The sequence below is a fragment of the Streptomyces sp. URMC 127 genome (genome assembly GCF_051386535.1).
Lineage (GTDB): Bacteria > Actinomycetota > Actinomycetes > Streptomycetales > Streptomycetaceae > Streptomyces.
Map to the genome: position 1 here is coordinate 1 of NZ_JBPQTW010000138.1, position 17533 is coordinate 17533.

Genomic DNA, 17533 nt, shown 5'->3' on the forward strand with positions numbered 1-17533 from the left:
GCCCCCGCCCCCGTGGGACACCGCCTCTTCCCCGCCATGGACCGCGCCGTGCACCACCGCCCCGGCTGGACCGCCGGCATCGCCATGGCCTCCGAGCGCATCGCCCACTACGAGAACGGCAACGGCGAGAACCCGCGCGGCTGGCACACCGGAGCCGGAATGCTCTACTGGTGGCGCGCCGGCGCAGGCGCCCCGTACACCGACGCCTTCTGGCCCACCGCCGACCCCTACCGGCTGCCCGGCACCACCGCCTCCGCCAAGCCGCTCGCCGCCGGCGAGGGCGGCGCATGGGGCGAGCCCCGGCCCGCCGTCCGCTGGGTCGGCGGCGTCACCGACGGCGAGTACGGCCTCGCCGGCCAGCACCTCAAGGGGCTCTCCTCCACCCTGGAGGCCCGCAAGACCTGGATCTGCACCGCCGATGCCGTCGTCTGCCTCGGCGCCGGCATCACCGCCCGCGACGGCCACCCCGTCGTGACGACCGTCGACCACCGCAACCTCGGCGCGCACGGGGCCCCCGCCCTCCTCGTCGACGGCGCCCCCCAGCCCGTCACCGACGGCTGGAGCGCCCGCTACGACGAGCCCCGCTGGATCCACCTCGAAGGCCACGGCGGCTACGTCTTCCCCGCGTGCCTCCCCGGCCGCGCCCCGCTCCACGCCCTGCGCGAGGCCCGCACCGGCTCCTGGCGCGACATCAACACCGGCGGCGCCCCCGACCGCCTCACGCGGCGCTACCTCACCCTCTGGCACCCCCACGGCACCGACCCCGAGGACGGCTCCTACGCCTACCTCCTCATGCCCGGCGCGGAGCCCCGTGCCCTCGCCGCCCGCGCCGACGACGACGCCTGGCTGCAGCTCCTCGCCAACACCGCCGACTGCCAGGCCGCGCACCTGCCCGCCCTCGGCCTCACCGCCGCCGCCTTCTGGGCACCCGGCACCGCCGGTCCCCTCACCGCCTCGGCCCCGGCCGCCGTCCTCGTCCGCGACCACGGCCGGACCGCTACCCTCCATATGGCCGAACCACCACGCACCGGCGCCCCCGTCGAGATCATCTGGGCCCGCCCCGTGCGGCGCGTCACCGCCCACGACCCCACCGTCCGCGTCCTGTCGACAGGCGACAGCCTGCGGGTCCGCGTCACCCCCGGCACCGCCTGCGCCCCGCACCGCTGCTCCGTAGCCCTGGGATGACAGGGCGTGACGCCGTTCCGGGCCCGTGGGCCGTCAAGTTCACTTGCCTACGGGCCGGAGGCGGGACTTTTGTGGAACCTCCACAGGCACACCCCCCGATCGGGGGGACCCCCGCTCGCGGCCGCTGCGGCCCTCTGTGCCGCCTGCCCACCAAAACGCACATGACGTTGTATGGAAACGACATGAGTTTCGGACGGCCCCGCCACGTACCGTCTATGCATGAGCAATCTCGAAGGTGCGCCCGTAGAGGCGAGTGACGTCCGTGGGCGCGTCGCCGAGCTGCACGCCATCCGCGAGCAGGTTCGGCGTGGTCCGAGCGAGCGGGCGACCCAGGCGCAGAAGGCCAAGGGGAAGCTGACCGCCCGGGAGCGGATCGACCTCCTGCTGGACGAGGGGTCCTTCTCGGAGGTGGAGCCGCTGCGGCGGCACCGTGCGAGCGGGTTCGGTCTGGAGAGCAAGAAGCCCTACACCGACGGTGTGATCACGGGCTGGGGCACGGTGCACGGGCGGACCGTGTTCGTCTACGCGCACGACTTCCGGATCTTCGGAGGCGCGCTGGGCGAGGCCCACGCCACGAAGATCCACAAGATCATGGACATGGCCATCGCGGCCGGTGCGCCCCTGGTGTCGCTGAACGACGGCGCGGGTGCCCGTATCCAGGAGGGCGTCTCGGCGCTCGCCGGTTACGGCGGGATCTTCCAGCGCAACACCAAGGCCTCGGGCGTCATCCCGCAGATAAGCGTGATGCTCGGCCCCTGCGCGGGCGGTGCGGCGTACTCGCCGGCGCTGACGGACTTCGTGTTCATGGTCCGTGAGACCTCGCAGATGTTCATCACCGGCCCCGACGTCGTCCGCGCCGTCACGGGCGAGGAGATCACCCAGAACGGCCTCGGCGGCGCGGATGTGCACGCGGAGACGTCGGGTGTGGCGCACTTCGCCTACGACGACGAGGAGACGTGCCTGGAAGAGGTGCGCTACCTCCTCTCGCTCCTGCCGCAGAACAACCGGGAGAACCCGCCGCGGGTGGCGAGCGAGGACCCGGTGGACCGGCTGGGCGAGGCCCTGCTCGACCTGGTGCCGGCCGACGGCAACCGCCCGTACGACATGCGCAAGGTCATCGAGGAGATCGTCGACGACGGCGAGCACCTGGAGATCCACGAGCGCTGGGCCACCAACATCATCTGCTCGCTGGGCCGCCTGGACGGCCAGGTCGTCGGCATCGTCGCGAACCAGCCGCAGTCCCTGGCCGGCGTCCTCGACATCGAGGCCAGCGAGAAGGCCGCGCGCTTCATCCAGATGTGCGACGCCTTCAATATTCCGATCATCACTCTTCTGGACGTCCCGGGCTTCCTCCCCGGCGTCGACCAGGAGCACGGTGGAATCATCCGTCACGGCGCGAAGCTGCTGTACGCGTACTGCAACGCGACGGTGCCGCGGATCTCGGTCATCCTGCGCAAGGCCTACGGCGGTGCGTACATCGTCATGGACTCGCAGTCGATCGGCGCGGACCTGACGTACGCCTGGCCGACGAACGAGATCGCCGTGATGGGCGCCGAGGGCGCCGCCAACGTGATCTTCCGCAAGCAGATCGCCGAGGCCGACGACCCCGAGGCGATGCGGGCGCGCATGGTCAAGGAGTACAAGGCCGAGCTGATGCACCCGTACTACGCCGCCGAACGCGGGCTGATCGACGACGTCATCGACCCGGTCGACACCCGCCAGGTGCTGATCCGCGCCCTGGCGATGCTGGCCTCGAAGCACGCCGACCTGCCCTCCCGCAAGCACGGCAACCCGCCCCAGTAAGGGAGAGACGCATGACCGACACGCTCGTCCGCGTGGAGAAGGGCACGGCCGACGCCGAAGAGCTCGCGGCCGTCACCGCCGTTCTCCTCGCCCGCGCCGCCGCCACGAACGACACGGCGCCGCCCCGCCCCCGCCGCACCACGGCCGCCTGGCGCCGCCTGGAGCGCTCGCCGGGCTTCCGGGCGCCGCACAGCTGGCAGGGCTGAAACAGCACAACGCGAGAGGGCCCGGGGCACTGCCCCGGGCCCTCTCGCATGCGCCTCATGCCCGCACGGCCTCATGCCCCGCTCCGTACGGCCTCATGCCCGCACCGCCGAAGCAGTCCGCACGGAAGCCGGGCCCGCGCAACGCAGAAGGTCCCCGCACACTCCACGAGGAGCGCGGGGACCTTTCTGCGTCGGTGGGGCCGGCTTCCGTGCGGCCGCGGCCTCACCGCAGGCGCGCCATCAGGGCGTGCTCGACCAGCGTGATCAGGGCGCTCTTCGCCTCGTTGCGGTGGCGGGCGTCGGTCGTGATGATCGGCGCGTCGGGGCCGATCTGCAGCGCCTCGCGGACCTCGTCCGGCGTGTAGGGCTGGTGACCGTCGAAGCCGTTGAGGGCGATGACGAAGGGCAGGCCGCTGTTCTCGAAGTAGTCGACCGCGGGGAAGCAGTCGGCGAGGCGGCGGGTGTCGACCAGGACGACGGCGCCGATGGCGCCGCGCACCAGGTCGTCCCACATGAACCAGAAACGGTCCTGTCCGGGCGTGCCGAACAGGTAGAGGATCAGGTCCTGGTCCAGGGTGATACGGCCGAAGTCCATGGCCACGGTCGTCGTGGTCTTGTCCGGCGCGTGGGTGAGGTCGTCGATGCCCGCCGAGGCGGACGTCATCACGGCTTCGGTCCGCAGCGGGTTGATCTCCGAGACCGCACCGACGAACGTGGTCTTGCCCACGCCGAAACCGCCTGCCACCACGATCTTCGCGGAGGTGGTGGAGCGGGCTGCCTCGCCGCTAGAGGTTCCGAAGTCCACTGAGCACCCTTTCGAGCAGTGTCACGTCAGGCTGGCCGCCGGCGGACTCGTCGCCGCCGGGCTGATGGATGGCGACGAGCCCGGCCTCCGCCAAGTCGGCGACGAGGATTCGGGCGACGCCGAGGGGAATGGTGAGGAGCGCCGAGATCTCGGCGACCGACTTGATCTCGGTGCACAGGTGGCAGATGCGCTGGTGTTCCGGCAACTGCCCGTGAAGCTGGCCCGGCTGGGCCGTGGTGTGCACCAGCGCCTCGATGGCGAGCTGGTACCGCGGCCGGGTCCGGCCACCGGTCATCGCGTAGGGGCGGACCAGCGGGTTGTTCCGCTTGCCCGCGGAGGGGGACTGCGACGCCCTGCGATGCTGGGGCGCCTGTGGTACTTGCGGCGGCCGCGACGGCTCCGCCTGCGCACGCGGGCTTGGTGCGGAGGGGAAGTTGAAGCGGTTCAGCGGAGGCTGAGCCTGCTGATCATTGCCGTACGGGTAACCGCCGGGGGGCGTTGCCACGTCTCCTCCTCAACGTGCCTGTCTGCTGCTGGTCGCGCCACCGCACCCTATGGCGCGGTGGCGCGAAACGCACTGCCTCTTTGCTAGTTGAGAAGGCTCCCCTGCAGTTCGGCGCGGAGGTCCGGGGTGAGGACGTTGCCCGCGCGGTCGACGAGGAGGGCCATCTCGTAGCCGACGAGGCCGATGTCGCACTCGGGGTGTGCCAGTACGGCCAGCGAGGATCCGTCGGAGATGGACATGATGAAGAGGAAGCCGCGTTCCATTTCGACCACGGTCTGGTTGACGGCGCCGCCTTCGAAGATGCGGGAGGCTCCGGCGGTCAGTGAGGTCAGGCCGGAGGCGACGGCCGCCAGCTGGTCGGCGCGGTCCCTCGGGAACCCTTCGGACATCGCCAGAAGGAGTCCGTCGGCGGAGACCACGACGGTGTGGGACACCCCTGGGGTGTTCTCCACGAAACTGGTGATCAACCAGTTCAGGTTCTGCGCCGCCTGGCTCATCGGGCTCACACTAACGCTCCTGATCGTAGGTGCCGCCGGGGCCGAAGCCCTGGTCGTGTTGCTCATGCTGCTGCGGGGTGGCCGAACCGCTGTCGGCTCCCACGGTGCGCCCCTGCTGAACGCCGCGGCGGAGATTGCTCAGCCGTCCGCGTACGTCTTCGGGGGCACGGGATATCTGGGGTCCGCCCTGCGGCGTCTGCGCCGCCTTGCCCTCGATCAGATTGGCCTTGGGCACTCGGCGGGGCAGTCCGGAGGAGGTCACTCCACCGGCTTTCGGGTCCCGGAGCTGCTCGGCACGATGCCAGCGCTCGTCGTTCTCCGATCGCCAGTCGGGGCTGTCACCCTCGTGAGGCTGCTGTGGGACGTCCTGCTGGGGCTGCTCCGGTTCGCCGGCCCCCGCGGCCTCTTCGACAGACTCGGACTGCTGCCACTGCGTCGCGCGGCGCGGCAGACCGGACCCGGTCAGCGAGTGGGAGCCGCTCGAAGCGGGGCCCGGACGGTCGAACTCTACGCGCTCCGGCTGCACCGTGTCAGCGGGCGGCAGTGATTCCGAATCCGCACCGTAACCCTGCTGTCCGCCGTCCTGGTACGTACCAGGCTGCTGCCAGACGTCGCTCCGGGTCTGACCGGTGGTCTCCCCGTACGACTGCTGCTGCGGGTAACCGGAGTCCGCGTAGCCCTGCTCGGCGTAGTCCTGCTCCCGGTAGCCGGCGTCCTGGAAACCGGAGTCCTGGAAGCCGTGCTGCGGCTGCTGCTGCGCCTGCTGGTCGTAGGAGCCGTCGTACGACTCCTCGTACGGCTGGTCGCCGATCGCCGGGAACTGCTCGGTGTGCTGGTGACCCTGCTGCTCGTACGGCTGCTGCTGCGGCTGTTCGTACGGCTGCTGCTCGTGCTGCTGGGGCACCTCGTCGCGGAACAGCGGGCGGTTGTCCGCCGCGGCCTCCAGCGCCGCGCGCCGCTCCTCGCGGAGCCGCGAGCGGTTCACCGGGTCCAGCGCGGCGTTCGCCGCACCGGCCGGCTGCTGCTGCTCGTAGCGGGAGTCGTCGAAGCCCAGCTCCGCCGCGGTGCGCATGCGGCCCATGGCGGGCGCCTGGCCGCCGCCCTGCTGCTCCGGAACCATCTGCGAGACCGTGAAGCTGTCGGGGGACAGCTCGTCCTCGCCACCGCCACCGTGGGTGATCCGGTCCGGCAGCATGACCAGCGAGGTCGTGCCGGCCTGCTCGCCCGAGGGGCGCAGCTGGACCCGGATGCCGTGCCGCGCCGCCAGGCGGCCGACCACGAACAGACCCATGCGCTGGGAGATCGCGGCGTCCACGGTCGGCGGGTTGGCCAGCTTGTGGTTGATGTCCGCGAAGTCCTCGGCGGTCAGGCCGATGCCCTTGTCGTGGATCTCGACCATCACGCGGCCGTCGGGCAGCCGCGTCGCGGTGACGCGCACCTTGGTGTGCGGGGAGGAGAACGTGGTGGCGTTCTCCAGGAGCTCGGCCAGCAGGTGCACGAGGTCGGTCACGGCGAGGCCGTGGATGTCCGCCTCCGGGACGCCCGAGAGCTCGATGCGCTCGTAGGCCTCCACCTCGGAGGAGGCGGCGCGCAGCACGTCCACCAGCGGGACCGGCTGGTCCCAGCTGCGGCCGGGCTCCTCGCCGGCGAGGACCAGGAGGTTCTCGCCGTTGCGGCGCATACGGGTGGCCAGGTGGTCCAGGCGGAAGAGGTTCTCCAGCTGGTCCGGGTCCGCCTCGTGCTCCTCGAGCTCGGTGATCAGGGTCAGCTGACCCTCGATGAGGCTCTGGTTGCGGCGCGAGAGGTTGGTGAAGATCGCGTTGACGTTGCCACGGAGCAGGGCCTGCTCGGCGGCGAGCCGGACGGCCTCGCGGTGGACCTGGTCGAAGGCGCGGGCGACCTCGCCGATCTCGTCCCGGGTGGTGATCGGGATCGGCTGGACCCGGGTGTCGACCCGGCCCGGGTCGGTCCGCGACAGCTGGTCGACCAGCGCGGGCAGGCGCTGCTCGGCCACGTCGAAGGCGGCGCGCCGCAGGTGGCGCATGTTGCGGCTCATGGAGCGGGCCATCATGCCGGCCACGAAGAACGCGAGCAGCAGGGCCACGATCATGATCGAGGAGTTGACGATCGCGTCGCGCTGGGCGTCGGAGGAGACCTTCTCGGCCTCGTCCACGGCCTTGTCGGTCAGGTACGTCTCGACCGAGCGGTAGGCGTCGAACTTGCCCGTGGCGGCGTCCATCCAGGCGTCGGCCGTGATGCCGGCGTCGCTCAGCTGCTTCTGGGTCTTGCCCGCCATGATGGCGTTGGCGATCTTGTCCTGCTCGGACGCCTTCGCCTTGGTGGCGATCGCGTCGTTGAGCCGGCTGATGTCGTCCTCGGTGCCGCTCGCGTCGTACTCGGCGCGGGCGATGTACTCGAGGAAGTAGTAGGAGGAGAACGACGTCCGCTGGAGCGCCTGCTCCTTGGGGTCGGCCTTGCTCTCCACGAGCAGGTGCGTGCCGATGGAGCGCTGCAGCGACTCGGCGGCCTTGGCCAGCGAGACGGCGTAGACCATGCGGCCGTACGAGACGACGTTGTCGGTGCCCAGACCGGAGCCCAGCTCGTTGGCGAAGGCCATGAGGGGACGCTGGATGGCACCGTAGCCGTCCTCGGTCTGCGTCCCGGGCAGAGCGGAGGTGTAGGCCTCCTTGCGCAGCTTGGGCAGCTTGTTCTCCGCCTCGCGGAAGAGGCTCATGCGGCGCCGCAGGGCCGGCGTGTCCGGCATGTCCTTGACGGTCTTGTCGAACTCCGCGCGGGCGGCGTCCGTCGCGGCCTGGGTCTTCTTGATGACCGGGTCGTCGCGGTGGCCCGTCAGGAGCGGCTTGGCCGTCAGGTCACGCTCGTCGATCACCGCGTGGGCGTAGGTGGCCGCGGCCCGCACCACTCGGGCGGTGTTCGCGGCGTCCTTCGCCTCCTCCCAGGTGTCGACCGATCCCTTGATGTCGAGGCCGCCGAAGACGAGGGCCACGATCACGGGGATGAGCAGGATCGCGTTCAGCCGGACGGGCACCCGCCAGTTGCGGGGCGAGAACCGGCCGCCGGAACCCGCGGCGGGAGCCGGGGTCTCGGGCACGCTGGAAGCAGGGGAAGCCGAAGGCGGCACCGCTGCGCGTGACGGCGGGGTGAAGTTGCCTCGCCCGTCCTGCGTCTGCTGTGCGGCGCCCGTCTTTCTGCGCGTCACTCGACCAAAACCTCTCGGCGTCGGCACCCGGGTGTGTGCCGTTTTTCGAACTGAGCCGTTACTGCTCAGTTCCTGGAATTCCAGCACGTCGGGGGTGCGCATTCCAAACAGCGGGGGCTCCCGCCAGGCCACTCGATTTGCCCGACATAAAACGGGCATTAAGAGCGAGCGGCGCCAAATGGCGGGCGGTACGTGCGCACAGTGAAGTCGGCCGAACGCGGTGTGTTGCCGCGTCCGGCCGATTCTCTGTCGAAACGTTATGAACTCCGGGCCCGGTCGTGTCCAATGCCACAACCCGCCGGCGGCGCCGTACGGGGCAATGCGCATGACGCGTGACGTGCCGGAAGTTTCTGACGAACAACCACCGAAGAGCTACTTCAGCCGGGCCATCAGAGCGTGCTCGACCAAAGTGATCAGAGTGCTCTTCGCCTCGTTGCGGTGGCGGGCGTCGGTCGTGATGATCGGCGTGTCCGGGCCGATCTGCAGCGCCTCGCGGACCTCTTCGGGAGCGTAGGGCTGCTGTCCGTCGAAGCCGTTGAGGGCGATGACGAAGGGCAGGCCGCTGTTCTCGAAGTAGTCGACCGCGGGGAAGCAGTCGGCGAGGCGGCGGGTGTCGACCAGGACGACGGCGCCGATGGCGCCGCGCACCAGGTCGTCCCACATGAACCAGAAGCGGTCCTGGCCGGGCGTACCGAACAGATACAGGATCAGGTCGTCATCGAGGGTGATACGGCCGAAATCCATCGCCACGGTCGTCGTGGTCTTGTCCTGAACGTGGCTCAGATCGTCGATGCCCGCCGAGGCGGAGGTCATGACGGCTTCGGTGCGCAGCGGACTGATTTCCGAGACCGCGCCGACGAACGTGGTCTTGCCCACGCCGAAGCCGCCCGCCACCACGATCTTCGCGGAGGTGGTGGAACGGCCCGTGCCGCCACCGGCCATTCCCCCGCTAGAGCTTCCGAAGTCCACTGAGAACCCTTTCGAGCAGTGTCACATCCGGCGTCCCGCCGGACTCGCCGCTGCCACCCGGCTGGTGGATCGCCACCATGCCGGCCTCCGCCAGGTCCGCCACGAGAATGCGCGCCACACCGAGCGGCATGTTCAGCAGGGCCGAGACCTCGGCGACCGACTTGACCTCGCGGCACAGGTGGCAGATGCGCTGGTGCTCGGGGAGCAGGGTCCCGAGCACGGCCGGGTCGGCCGTGGAGCTGACCAGCGCCTCGATGGCGAGCTGGTAGCGGGGCCGGGTGCGGCCGCCCGTCATGGCGTAGGGGCGGATCAGCGGCTCTTCGCCTTCACTCCCGTACGGCGCATGATGAGAGGCGCCGTACGGGCCGGGCGAGGCGGGCGGGGTCATGAATCCTCCGGACGGGACAGCAGGACTGGCAATAATGCCGTCGAGCGCGGGCCGGTGGGGGGTTTTCGGCCGTACGGTCGGACGGGATCAGCGGGAAACATCGGTCAGTTCAGCAGGCTGCCCTGGAGCTCGGCGCGGAGGTCCGGGGTGAGGACGTTGCCCGCGCGGTCGACGAGGAGGGCCATCTCGTAGCCGACGAGGCCGATGTCGCACTCGGGGTGTGCCAGTACGGCCAGCGAGGATCCGTCGGAGATGGACATGATGAAGAGGAAGCCGCGTTCCATTTCGACCACGGTCTGGTTGACGGCGCCGCCTTCGAAGATGCGGGAGGCTCCGGCGGTCAGTGAGGTCAGGCCGGAGGCGACGGCCGCCAGCTGGTCGGCGCGGTCCCTCGGGAACCCTTCGGACATCGCCAGAAGGAGTCCGTCGGCGGAGACCACGACGGTGTGGGACACCCCTGGGGTGTTCTCCACGAAACTGGTGATCAACCAGTTCAGGTTCTGCGCCGCCTGGCTCATCGGACTCAACTAACGCTCCTGCTGGTAGGTGGGGTCCACGGTGTGGTTGCCCGTGGACGAGGTGTTGCCGGCCTGACGCCCCTGCTGGATGCCCCGGCGGAGGTTGGTCAGACGGCCGCGCACGTCGTCGGGCGCACGCGAGACCTGCGGGCCGACCTGCGGGACGGCCTGCGTCTCCGCGGTGCCGTCGACGAGGTTCGCGCGCGGGACGCGGCGCGGCAGGCCGGAGGCGGTGGTGCCGCCCGAGGCGGGCTCGCGGACCTGCTCGGCCCGGCGCCAGCGCTCGTCGTTGGGGGACTGGCGCCAGTTGTCGGCCGCGGCCTGCTGGGCCTGAGGCGCCTGGGGCGCCTGGCGGGTCTGCGGAACCGGGCGGGCCTGCGACGGGCGGGTCGGCCGCGCCGGCTGCTGAGCCGCCTGGGGCACCTCGCCGAGCGGACCGCGCTCCGGGTCCTGGAGCGACTGGCGCGGCTGACGCTTCGGCAGGCGCTCCGAGGAGGGCGCCTCGGCGGCCTGCTGCGGCGCGGCGGAGGCCTGGTCCTCACCGGCGGCGCCGCGGAACCAGTTGGACTCCAGCTCCTCGAACAGCGGAGAGCTGTGCCCGGCCTCACGCAGCGCCGGGCGGGCGAACTGACCGGTGGTGCTGGTCAGCGGGTCGTCGTCGGCTTCCGGCTGGGCGTACTGACCGGACGTGCTGTTCGGCGCGTCACCGAGCGCGGGACGCTCGTACTGGCCCGACGTGCTGCCGGGCGCGTCGCCCTGCACGGGGCGGGCGAACTGGCCGGACGTGCTGCCCGGGCCCTCGGCGGGCACGGGGCGGTCGTACTGGCCGGAGGTGCTGCCGGGTGCGTCGCCCTGCACGGGGCGGGCGAACTGGCCGGACGTGCTGTTCGGCGCCTCGCCGAGGGCGGGGCGGTCGTACTGGCCCGACGCGCTGTTCGGAGCGTCGACGGGGCGCGGGCGCTCGAACTGGCCCGACGTGCTGCCGGACGCGTCCGTGCCCGCACCGATCGCCGGGAACTCGGCGGTGTCGCCGGGACCGGCGCCGGGCAGGGCCGCACGGGGCGCGGCCTGAGGCCCGGGGAACTGCCCCGTGCTCTCGACGTCCTCGTGACCGCGCGGCGTGTCCTGCGCGGAGCGCGCGGAGCCGTTGCCGGCGACCGGCCAGTCGTCCACGGGGGCGGCGGGCTGCTGCGCCTGGGGCGCCTTCGGCGCACCGGAGGGCTGCTCGCTGCCCCAGCTCGGGGCCTGGCGGGCCGGGAGGTTGCCGGCACCGCCGCCCTGGCCGGGCCCGCCGGGCTGACCCGGGCGGCCCTGCTGGTTCGGCTGCGCGGGCTGCTGCTGGCGGCGGCCGCCCTTGCCCGCCTGGGGCGCCGGGGGCGGCACCGCGGGGCCGCCGTTGCCACGGGTCGGCAGCGAGGGGCGGTCGCCGGCGCCCTGGGCGGGCGTCCGGTCGGCGCCGCCGCGCGGCGTGGTGTCGAAGAGGCTGCCCGCCGCGGGGTTGGCACCGGGCGCCGGCGCGGGGCGCGCCGGCAGGCCGCCGTCGGGCGCACCCTGGCGCGGGGGCAGCGCGGGGCGCTGCTGGCCGCCGCCGGCCGGCATCTGCCGGCGCGGGGCGGAACCCGCGTTGCCGCCGGGGCCGCCGGGCGCACCGCCGCCGGCCGGGGGCACGGCGCCGGGCATCGGCTTCTTGCCGCCCTGGGCGACGTCGACGGGCAGCATGACGAGCGCGGTCGTACCGCCCGAGTCGGACGGCCGGAGCTGGATGCGGATGCCGTGTCGCAGGGACAGGCGGCCGACCACGAACAGACCCATGCGCCGCGAGACCGAGACGTCCACGGTCGGCGGGCTGGCGAGCCGCTCGTTGATGGAGGCGAGGTCCTCCTGGGAGAGACCGATGCCGGTGTCGTGGATCTCGACCAGCACCCGCCCGTCGGGCAGCGCGTGGCCGGTGACCTTGACCTTGGTCTGCGGGGAGGAGAACGAGGTCGCGTTCTCCAGCAGCTCGGCGAGGAGGTGCACGAGGTCGTTGACGACGCGGCCGGCGACCTCCGTCGGCGGCACGCCGCTCAGCTCGATGCGCTCGTACTGCTCCACCTCGGACGCGGCGGCACGGAGCACGTCGACGAGCGGCACGGGGCGGGTCCACCGGCGGCCCGGCTCCTCGCCCGCGAGGACGAGGAGGTTCTCGCCGTTACGGCGCATGCGGGTCGCGAGGTGGTCGAGCTTGAAGAGCGAGGACAGCTGGTCCGGGTCGGCCTCGCGGCTCTCGAGCTCGGAGATGAGCGAGAGCTGACGCTGGATGAGGCCCTGGCTCCGGCGCGAGAGGTTGGTGAACATCGCGTTGACGTTGCCCCGCAGGAGGGCCTGCTCGGCGGCGAGGCGGACGGCCTCGCGGTGCACGTCGTCGAAGGCCGCGGCCACCTTGCCGATCTCGTCGAGGCTGTGCACGCCGACGGACTCCACGGACGTGTCGACGTCCTGCGGGTCGGTCTCGGACAGCTGCTTGACGAGCTCGGGCAGGCGGTCCTGGGCGACGCGCTGGGCGGTGTCCTGCAGCCGGCGCAGCGAGCGCACCATGGAGCGGGCCACGACGAAGGCGCCGACGAGCGAGATGCCGAGAACGAGGATGATCAGGACACCGTTGAGGATGGCGTCCTGCTGGGCGTCGTCGCGCAGCTCGAGCGCCTTCTGCTCCATCTGGGAGAGCAGGGTCTGCTCGATCTTGGACATCTCGATGAGCTTGACCGAGGCCTGGTCGTACCAGTCCTTGTAGGACTTCGGCTCGCTCTTGAGAGCGTCCGGCTTGCTGAAGACGCGGTTGGTGTAGGTCTGGGCCTGCTGGATGTCGGCGTTGCCACCGTTGATCGCCAGCAGCAGCTGCTGGGAGTCCCCGCCGCGGATGGCGATGAAGCGGCGGATCGCCTCGATCTCCGCGTCGGACGCCTCGCGGCCGTACTGCTGGTCGTTCGGCGAGAGGTACGGGCCCTTGTGGTTGGCGAGCGCGGCGCTGATCACGGCGCGCTGGATCGACGCGTACTCCTTGGCGGCGGAGAACGTCGCCAGCGCACGCGTGCTGGTGATCATGTCGGCGTTGCTGGTGGCCTGGGCCATGTCCTGGGACAGCGACAGCAGCGCGTTGATCAGGCCGTCGTAGTTGTTGACCGAGCGGGCGATGTAATCGCTGTCCTTCGGGCTGAAGGAGTCCTTCCGGACCTGCTCGATCTTCTTCAGCTGCCGGCTGATGTCGACCAGGGTGGTCTGCACGCCGTTCATCGTCGGGTCGGACGGCTTGACGCCCTTGGTGGCGTCGTTGAAGGCGTTGATCGCCTGGTCGGTCTTCTCCTGCGACGCGATCACGGCGTCGTTGGTGGGGAAGTTGTCCATCTTCGGACCCGCGGACCGGTCGCGCTCCTCCTGGAGCGCGTTGGCGAGCTGGGTCGCCTTGCCGGTCATGTCCGTCAGGAGCTTCATGTGGTCGAGCTGGTCGACGTTGGTGAGCGCGTCGTTGATGCGCAGACCGCCCAGCGTCGTCGCGGCGACGACCGGAAGCGCCAGCAGGGACACGAGGCGGGTACTGATGCGCCAGTTGCGCAGGGCTATTCGTGAGCCCGGCCCGCTCGGCAGCTTGGCCTTGTTCGCCTTGGCCTTCGCCTTTGACGTGGCCTGCGGCCGGTCGGCGGATCCGTCGCCGGCCTGCCCCTCGGCGGACGGGCCGCGGTCGGTCGCACCGCGCGGCTCCGGCTCCGCCGCAGCGCTGCCATCCCTCTTGAAACGTCCCTGCACTAGCGTCGCAACCTCTGGACCAGGCGCCCCGCCGGTAGAGGACGGGACGGTGTCGAGTCGTGGGGGGACCGCGGTTGCCCCCTGGCGGTCCGTGGAATTCCAGCACAGTGCCAGATCTCCAACAAGGCCGGTGCACCCCACCCGCCCCGGCATCACGCTCAGTGCCGGATTTCGTCACGGGGCGTAGAGGACCAGGGCCTTTATAAGGGGCTTATGCGGACATAACCAAGGCGCGTCGAGCGGGCTCGCCGGGTGTCCCAGATTCCATGATCAGGAGCGGAACGTCAGGTTCAGCCCTGCAATGTCCGTTTCGCGAGCGCCGAAACGGCGCCCGGTTTGCGGCATATTTCGGCGAACTCGTGAGCAAACTCACAAGCAAGTCAGGACTTCTCCCGCGGACGCGTGGGGATAGGCGCGCCTAGCCTGGTCCTTTACGCAGGCCGCGGGAACGACCAGTCCGCAGGCCGCGGAACGACGAGAATGACCGGCGCAGCAGTGCGGCGAACCGGCGCACCTGCACCAGGACACGGCAAGCCGGCGCACCTGCACCAAGACAGCGACCAGCGCACCAAGACACCGCGAGGCAGCAAGTGACGAACACGACGAAGCTGACGAACACGACGAAGCTGTCGTCCCGGAAGGCGGCCCCGAAGGCCGTCCGGAAGACCGCCAACCCGCGCCGCACGACGCTCGTCCACCTCGACGACAGCTCCACCCTGCGGATCGCCGAGGCCGTCGCCCACGCCACCGAGCTCCCGCCGGTCACCGCGAACCCGCGCCGCACCGTGCTCATGACGGCCCCCGCCGTCGCCGTCCCCCAGGACTGACCCCGGCCCGGCTCCGGATCCGCCCGCCGCAGCGGCCGGATCCGCCGCGCACGGGCGGCCGGCGGCCCCCGCGATAGCCTGGGGTGTCAGACTCCGGCCGGATCAGATAAGGGGCAAAAGCTTCCCGTGCGCATCGCCAGGTTCTCCATCGACGGCAACGTCGGCTACGGCGTCGTGGAGGGGGACGCCGCCACAGAAGGCGGCCCCGTCCTCGACATCATCAAGGGCATCCCCTACGGCGACTTCGAGCGCTCCGGCACCAAGGTCCCGCTGGACAAGGTCCGGCTGCTCTCGCCCGTCCTGCCCAGCAAGGTCGTGGCCATCGGCCGCAACTACGCGGAGCACGCCGCCGAGCTCGGCAACGAGGTCGGCGACCTCCCCGTCGCCTTCCTCAAGCCCTCCACCTCGGTGATCGGCCCCGGCGGCGCCATCGAGTACCCCTCCTTCTCCAGCGAGCTGCACCACGAGGCCGAGCTGGCCGTCGTCATCGGCCGCATGTGCCGCGAGGTCCCGCGCGAGCGCGTCAAGGACGTCATCCTCGGCTACACCTGCGCCAACGACGTCACCGCCCGCGACGCCCAGCAGCGCGAGAAGCAGTGGGCCCGCGCCAAGGGCTTCGACACCTCCTGCCCGCTCGGCCCCTGGATCGAGACCGAGCTCGACCCGAGCGACCTCGGGATCATGTGCACCGTCAACGGCGAGCAGCGCCAGCTCGGCCGCACCGCCGACATGGTGCGCTCCGTCGAGGACCTGATCGTCCACATCACCGAGGCCATGACGCTGCTCCCCGGCGACGTCGTCCTCACGGGCACCCCGGCCGGAGTCGGCCCCCTCAACGTCGGCGACGAGGTCGCCGTCACCATCGAAGGCATCGGCACTCTCACCAACAAGGTGATCAAGCGTGGCTAACGCGAACGTCCGCGTACGTTTCTGTCCCTCGCCGACCGGCAACCCCCACGTGGGCCTGGTCCGCACCGCCCTCTTCAACTGGGCGTTCGCCCGCCACCACGGCGGCACCCTGGTCTTCCGCATCGAGGACACCGATGCTGCGCGCGACTCCGAGGAGTCGTACCAGCAGCTCCTGGAGTCGATGCGCTGGCTGGGCTTCGACTGGGACGAGGGCCCCGAGATCGGCGGCCCCCACGCGCCGTACCGCCAGTCGCAGCGCATGGACATCTACGAGGACGTCGCGCAGAAGCTGCTCGACGGCGGCTACGCCTACCGCTGCTACTGCACCGCCGAGGAGCTCGACGAGCGCCGCGAGGCCGCCCGCGCCGCCGGCCGCCCCTCCGGCTACGACGGCAAGTGCCGCGTCGTCTCCCCCGAGCAGCAGGCCGCCTACGAGGCCGAGGGCCGCGCGTCCATCGTGCGCTTCCGGATGCCCGACGAGGCCATCACCTTCACCGACCTCGTCCGCGGCGAGCTGACCTTCACCCCGGAGAACGTGCCGGACTACGGCATCGTCCGGGCCAACGGCGCCCCGCTCTACACGCTGGTCAACCCGGTCGACGACGCCCTGATGGAGATCACCCACGTCCTGCGCGGCGAGGACCTGCTCTCCTCCACGCCGCGGCAGATCGCCCTGTACAAGGCGCTGATCGAGCTGGGCGTCGCCAAGACCGTCCCCGAGTTCGGCCACCTGCCGTACGTGATGGGCGAGGGCAACAAGAAGCTCTCCAAGCGCGACCCGCAGGCCTCCCTGAACCTCTACCGGGAGCGCGGCTTCCTCCCGGCGGGCCTGCTCAACTACCTCTCGCTCCTCGGCTGGTCGCTCTCCGCCGACCAGGACATCTTCTCCATGGACGAGATGGTCGCGGCCTTCGACATCAAGGACGTCAACGCCAACCCGGCCCGCTTCGACCTCAAGAAGGCCGAGGCGATCAACGCCGACCACATCCGGCAGCTGGACCCGAAGGCGTTCGCCGAGGCCTGCGAGCCCTGGCTGCGGGCGCCGCACGCCCCCTGGGAGCCCGAGGCCTTCGACCGGGCCGCCTGGGAGGCCATCGCGCCGCACGCCCAGACCCGCCTCACGGTCCTCTCCGACATCACGGCCAACGTCGACTTCCTCTTCCTCGACGAGCCGGCCGAGGACGAGGCGTCCTGGGCCAAGGCGATGAAGGAGGGCTCGGACGCCCTGCTGCGCACGGCACGCGAGAAGCTGGCGGCCGCCGACTGGAACGCCGAGGCCATCAAGGCCGCCGTCGTCGCGGCGGGCGAGGAGCACGGCCTGAAGCTCGGCAAGGCCCAGGCGCCCGTCCGCGTGGCCGTCACGGGCCGTACGGTCGGCCTGCCGCTGTTCGAGTCCCTGGAGGTCCTGGGACGCGAGCGCACGCTCGCGCGCGTCGACGCGGCGCTGGCGAAGCTCACGGCGTGATCAGCGCCTGACACCGCCTGACACCGCCTGACACAGGGACCTCACGGGGCCCGGCAGCCTCTTGTGGGGCGGCCGGGCCCCGTCGCGTTTGCGCGGGGGCATCTATCGATTTTGGCGCCCCGTCCTCCTTCGGGTAATGTTCTTCCTGCGCCGCCCGAGAGGGCCGAGAGGCCGGAGCGGGAGGCGCAAGCCGGACAAGGCCCCCTGAGGGGGGTGGAGTTACGGTGGGGTATGGTGTAATTGGCAGCACGAGTGATTCTGGTTCACTTAGTCTAGGTTCGAGTCCTGGTACCCCAGCAAGAGAAATTCTTCGCCGAAATTCTCTCGCAAAACTACTGATAAAGTAGGAAGCGCGCGAAAGCGCAAAAGCGAAGTGCAAGCCCCCGTTGTGTAGCGGCCTAGCACGCCGCCCTCTCAAGGCGGTAGCGCCGGTTCGAATCCGGTCGGGGGTAC

Annotated in this window: 14 protein-coding genes and 2 tRNA genes; 8 read left to right on the top strand and 8 right to left on the bottom strand. The window is 70.9% G+C overall.

Annotated elements, in window-relative coordinates; all coding sequences use genetic code 11:
• The 3 genes from ACSNOH_RS23800 to ACSNOH_RS23810 all read left to right on the top strand — a co-directional run.
• A partial coding sequence (locus ACSNOH_RS23800) for a polysaccharide lyase family 8 super-sandwich domain-containing protein (RefSeq protein WP_436723467.1) occupies nucleotides 1-1185 on the top strand: 1185 nt, incomplete at its 5' end.
• 219 nt (nucleotides 1186-1404) lie between these two features.
• Nucleotides 1405-2988: an acyl-CoA carboxylase subunit beta gene (locus tag ACSNOH_RS23805; RefSeq protein WP_436723468.1), complete on the top strand. Its 1584-nt coding sequence runs from the start codon at nucleotides 1405-1407 to the stop codon at nucleotides 2986-2988.
• Nucleotides 2989-2999: 11 nt separating this feature from the next.
• Entirely contained in the window at nucleotides 3000-3194 is a 195-nt protein-coding gene (locus ACSNOH_RS23810) for an acyl-CoA carboxylase subunit epsilon (RefSeq protein WP_106680080.1), read from the top strand.
• A gap of 223 nt (nucleotides 3195-3417) precedes the next feature.
• Here ACSNOH_RS23810 and ACSNOH_RS23815 read toward each other — a convergent pair whose 3' ends face one another.
• The 8 genes from ACSNOH_RS23815 to ACSNOH_RS23850 form a co-directional block, all read right to left on the bottom strand.
• The gene (locus tag ACSNOH_RS23815; protein WP_049717346.1) at nucleotides 3418-3999 is read right to left on the bottom strand and encodes a GTP-binding protein; all 582 of its coding nucleotides are present in this window, start codon (nucleotides 3997-3999) and stop codon (nucleotides 3418-3420) included.
• Nucleotides 3980-4504, bottom strand: a complete 525-nt coding sequence (locus tag ACSNOH_RS23820) for a DUF742 domain-containing protein (RefSeq protein ID WP_436723469.1) — start codon at nucleotides 4502-4504, stop codon at nucleotides 3980-3982. The genes ACSNOH_RS23815 and ACSNOH_RS23820 overlap by 20 nt, the downstream gene beginning before the upstream one ends.
• A gap of 83 nt (nucleotides 4505-4587) precedes the next feature.
• Complete coding sequence (locus tag ACSNOH_RS23825; protein WP_049717348.1) at nucleotides 4588-5010, bottom strand: roadblock/LC7 domain-containing protein; 423 nt, start codon at nucleotides 5008-5010, stop codon at nucleotides 4588-4590.
• A 1-nt stretch (nucleotide 5011) separates the two neighbouring features.
• Nucleotides 5012-8221 (bottom strand): nitrate- and nitrite sensing domain-containing protein, encoded by a 3210-nt coding sequence (locus ACSNOH_RS23830; RefSeq protein WP_436723470.1) that lies wholly within the window; start codon nucleotides 8219-8221, stop codon nucleotides 5012-5014.
• A 372-nt stretch (nucleotides 8222-8593) separates the two neighbouring features.
• A complete protein-coding gene (locus ACSNOH_RS23835) occupies nucleotides 8594-9190 on the bottom strand; it encodes a GTP-binding protein (protein WP_436723471.1) in 597 nt (198 codons plus the stop codon).
• Entirely contained in the window at nucleotides 9171-9578 is a 408-nt protein-coding gene (locus ACSNOH_RS23840) for a DUF742 domain-containing protein (RefSeq protein WP_030370003.1), read from the bottom strand. The genes ACSNOH_RS23835 and ACSNOH_RS23840 overlap by 20 nt, the downstream gene beginning before the upstream one ends.
• Nucleotides 9579-9682: 104 nt before the next feature.
• Nucleotides 9683-10105 (bottom strand): roadblock/LC7 domain-containing protein, encoded by a 423-nt coding sequence (locus ACSNOH_RS23845; protein WP_049717348.1) that lies wholly within the window; start codon nucleotides 10103-10105, stop codon nucleotides 9683-9685.
• Complete coding sequence (locus ACSNOH_RS23850) at nucleotides 10106-13879, bottom strand: nitrate- and nitrite sensing domain-containing protein (protein WP_436723472.1); 3774 nt, start codon at nucleotides 13877-13879, stop codon at nucleotides 10106-10108.
• Nucleotides 13880-14505: 626 nt separating this feature from the next.
• On the opposite strand from ACSNOH_RS23850, the gene ACSNOH_RS23855 reads away from it, so the two are divergent.
• The 5 genes from ACSNOH_RS23855 (at nucleotide 14506) to ACSNOH_RS23875 (ending at nucleotide 17532) form a co-directional block, all read left to right on the top strand.
• Nucleotides 14506-14706, top strand: a complete 201-nt coding sequence (locus ACSNOH_RS23855; protein WP_436723475.1) for a hypothetical protein — start codon at nucleotides 14506-14508, stop codon at nucleotides 14704-14706.
• Nucleotides 14707-14832: 126 nt separating this feature from the next.
• Entirely contained in the window at nucleotides 14833-15615 is a 783-nt protein-coding gene (locus tag ACSNOH_RS23860; RefSeq protein WP_436723473.1) for a fumarylacetoacetate hydrolase family protein, read from the top strand.
• Entirely contained in the window at nucleotides 15608-17080 is a 1473-nt protein-coding gene (gene gltX / locus ACSNOH_RS23865) for a glutamate--tRNA ligase (RefSeq protein WP_436723474.1), read from the top strand. The genes ACSNOH_RS23860 and gltX overlap by 8 nt, the downstream gene beginning before the upstream one ends.
• 225 nt (nucleotides 17081-17305) lie before the next feature.
• A tRNA-Gln gene (locus ACSNOH_RS23870) sits at nucleotides 17306-17377 on the top strand.
• An 82-nt stretch (nucleotides 17378-17459) separates the two neighbouring features.
• Nucleotides 17460-17532: transfer RNA gene (locus tag ACSNOH_RS23875), tRNA-Glu, on the top strand.
• Nucleotide 17533: the final 1 nt, after the last annotated feature.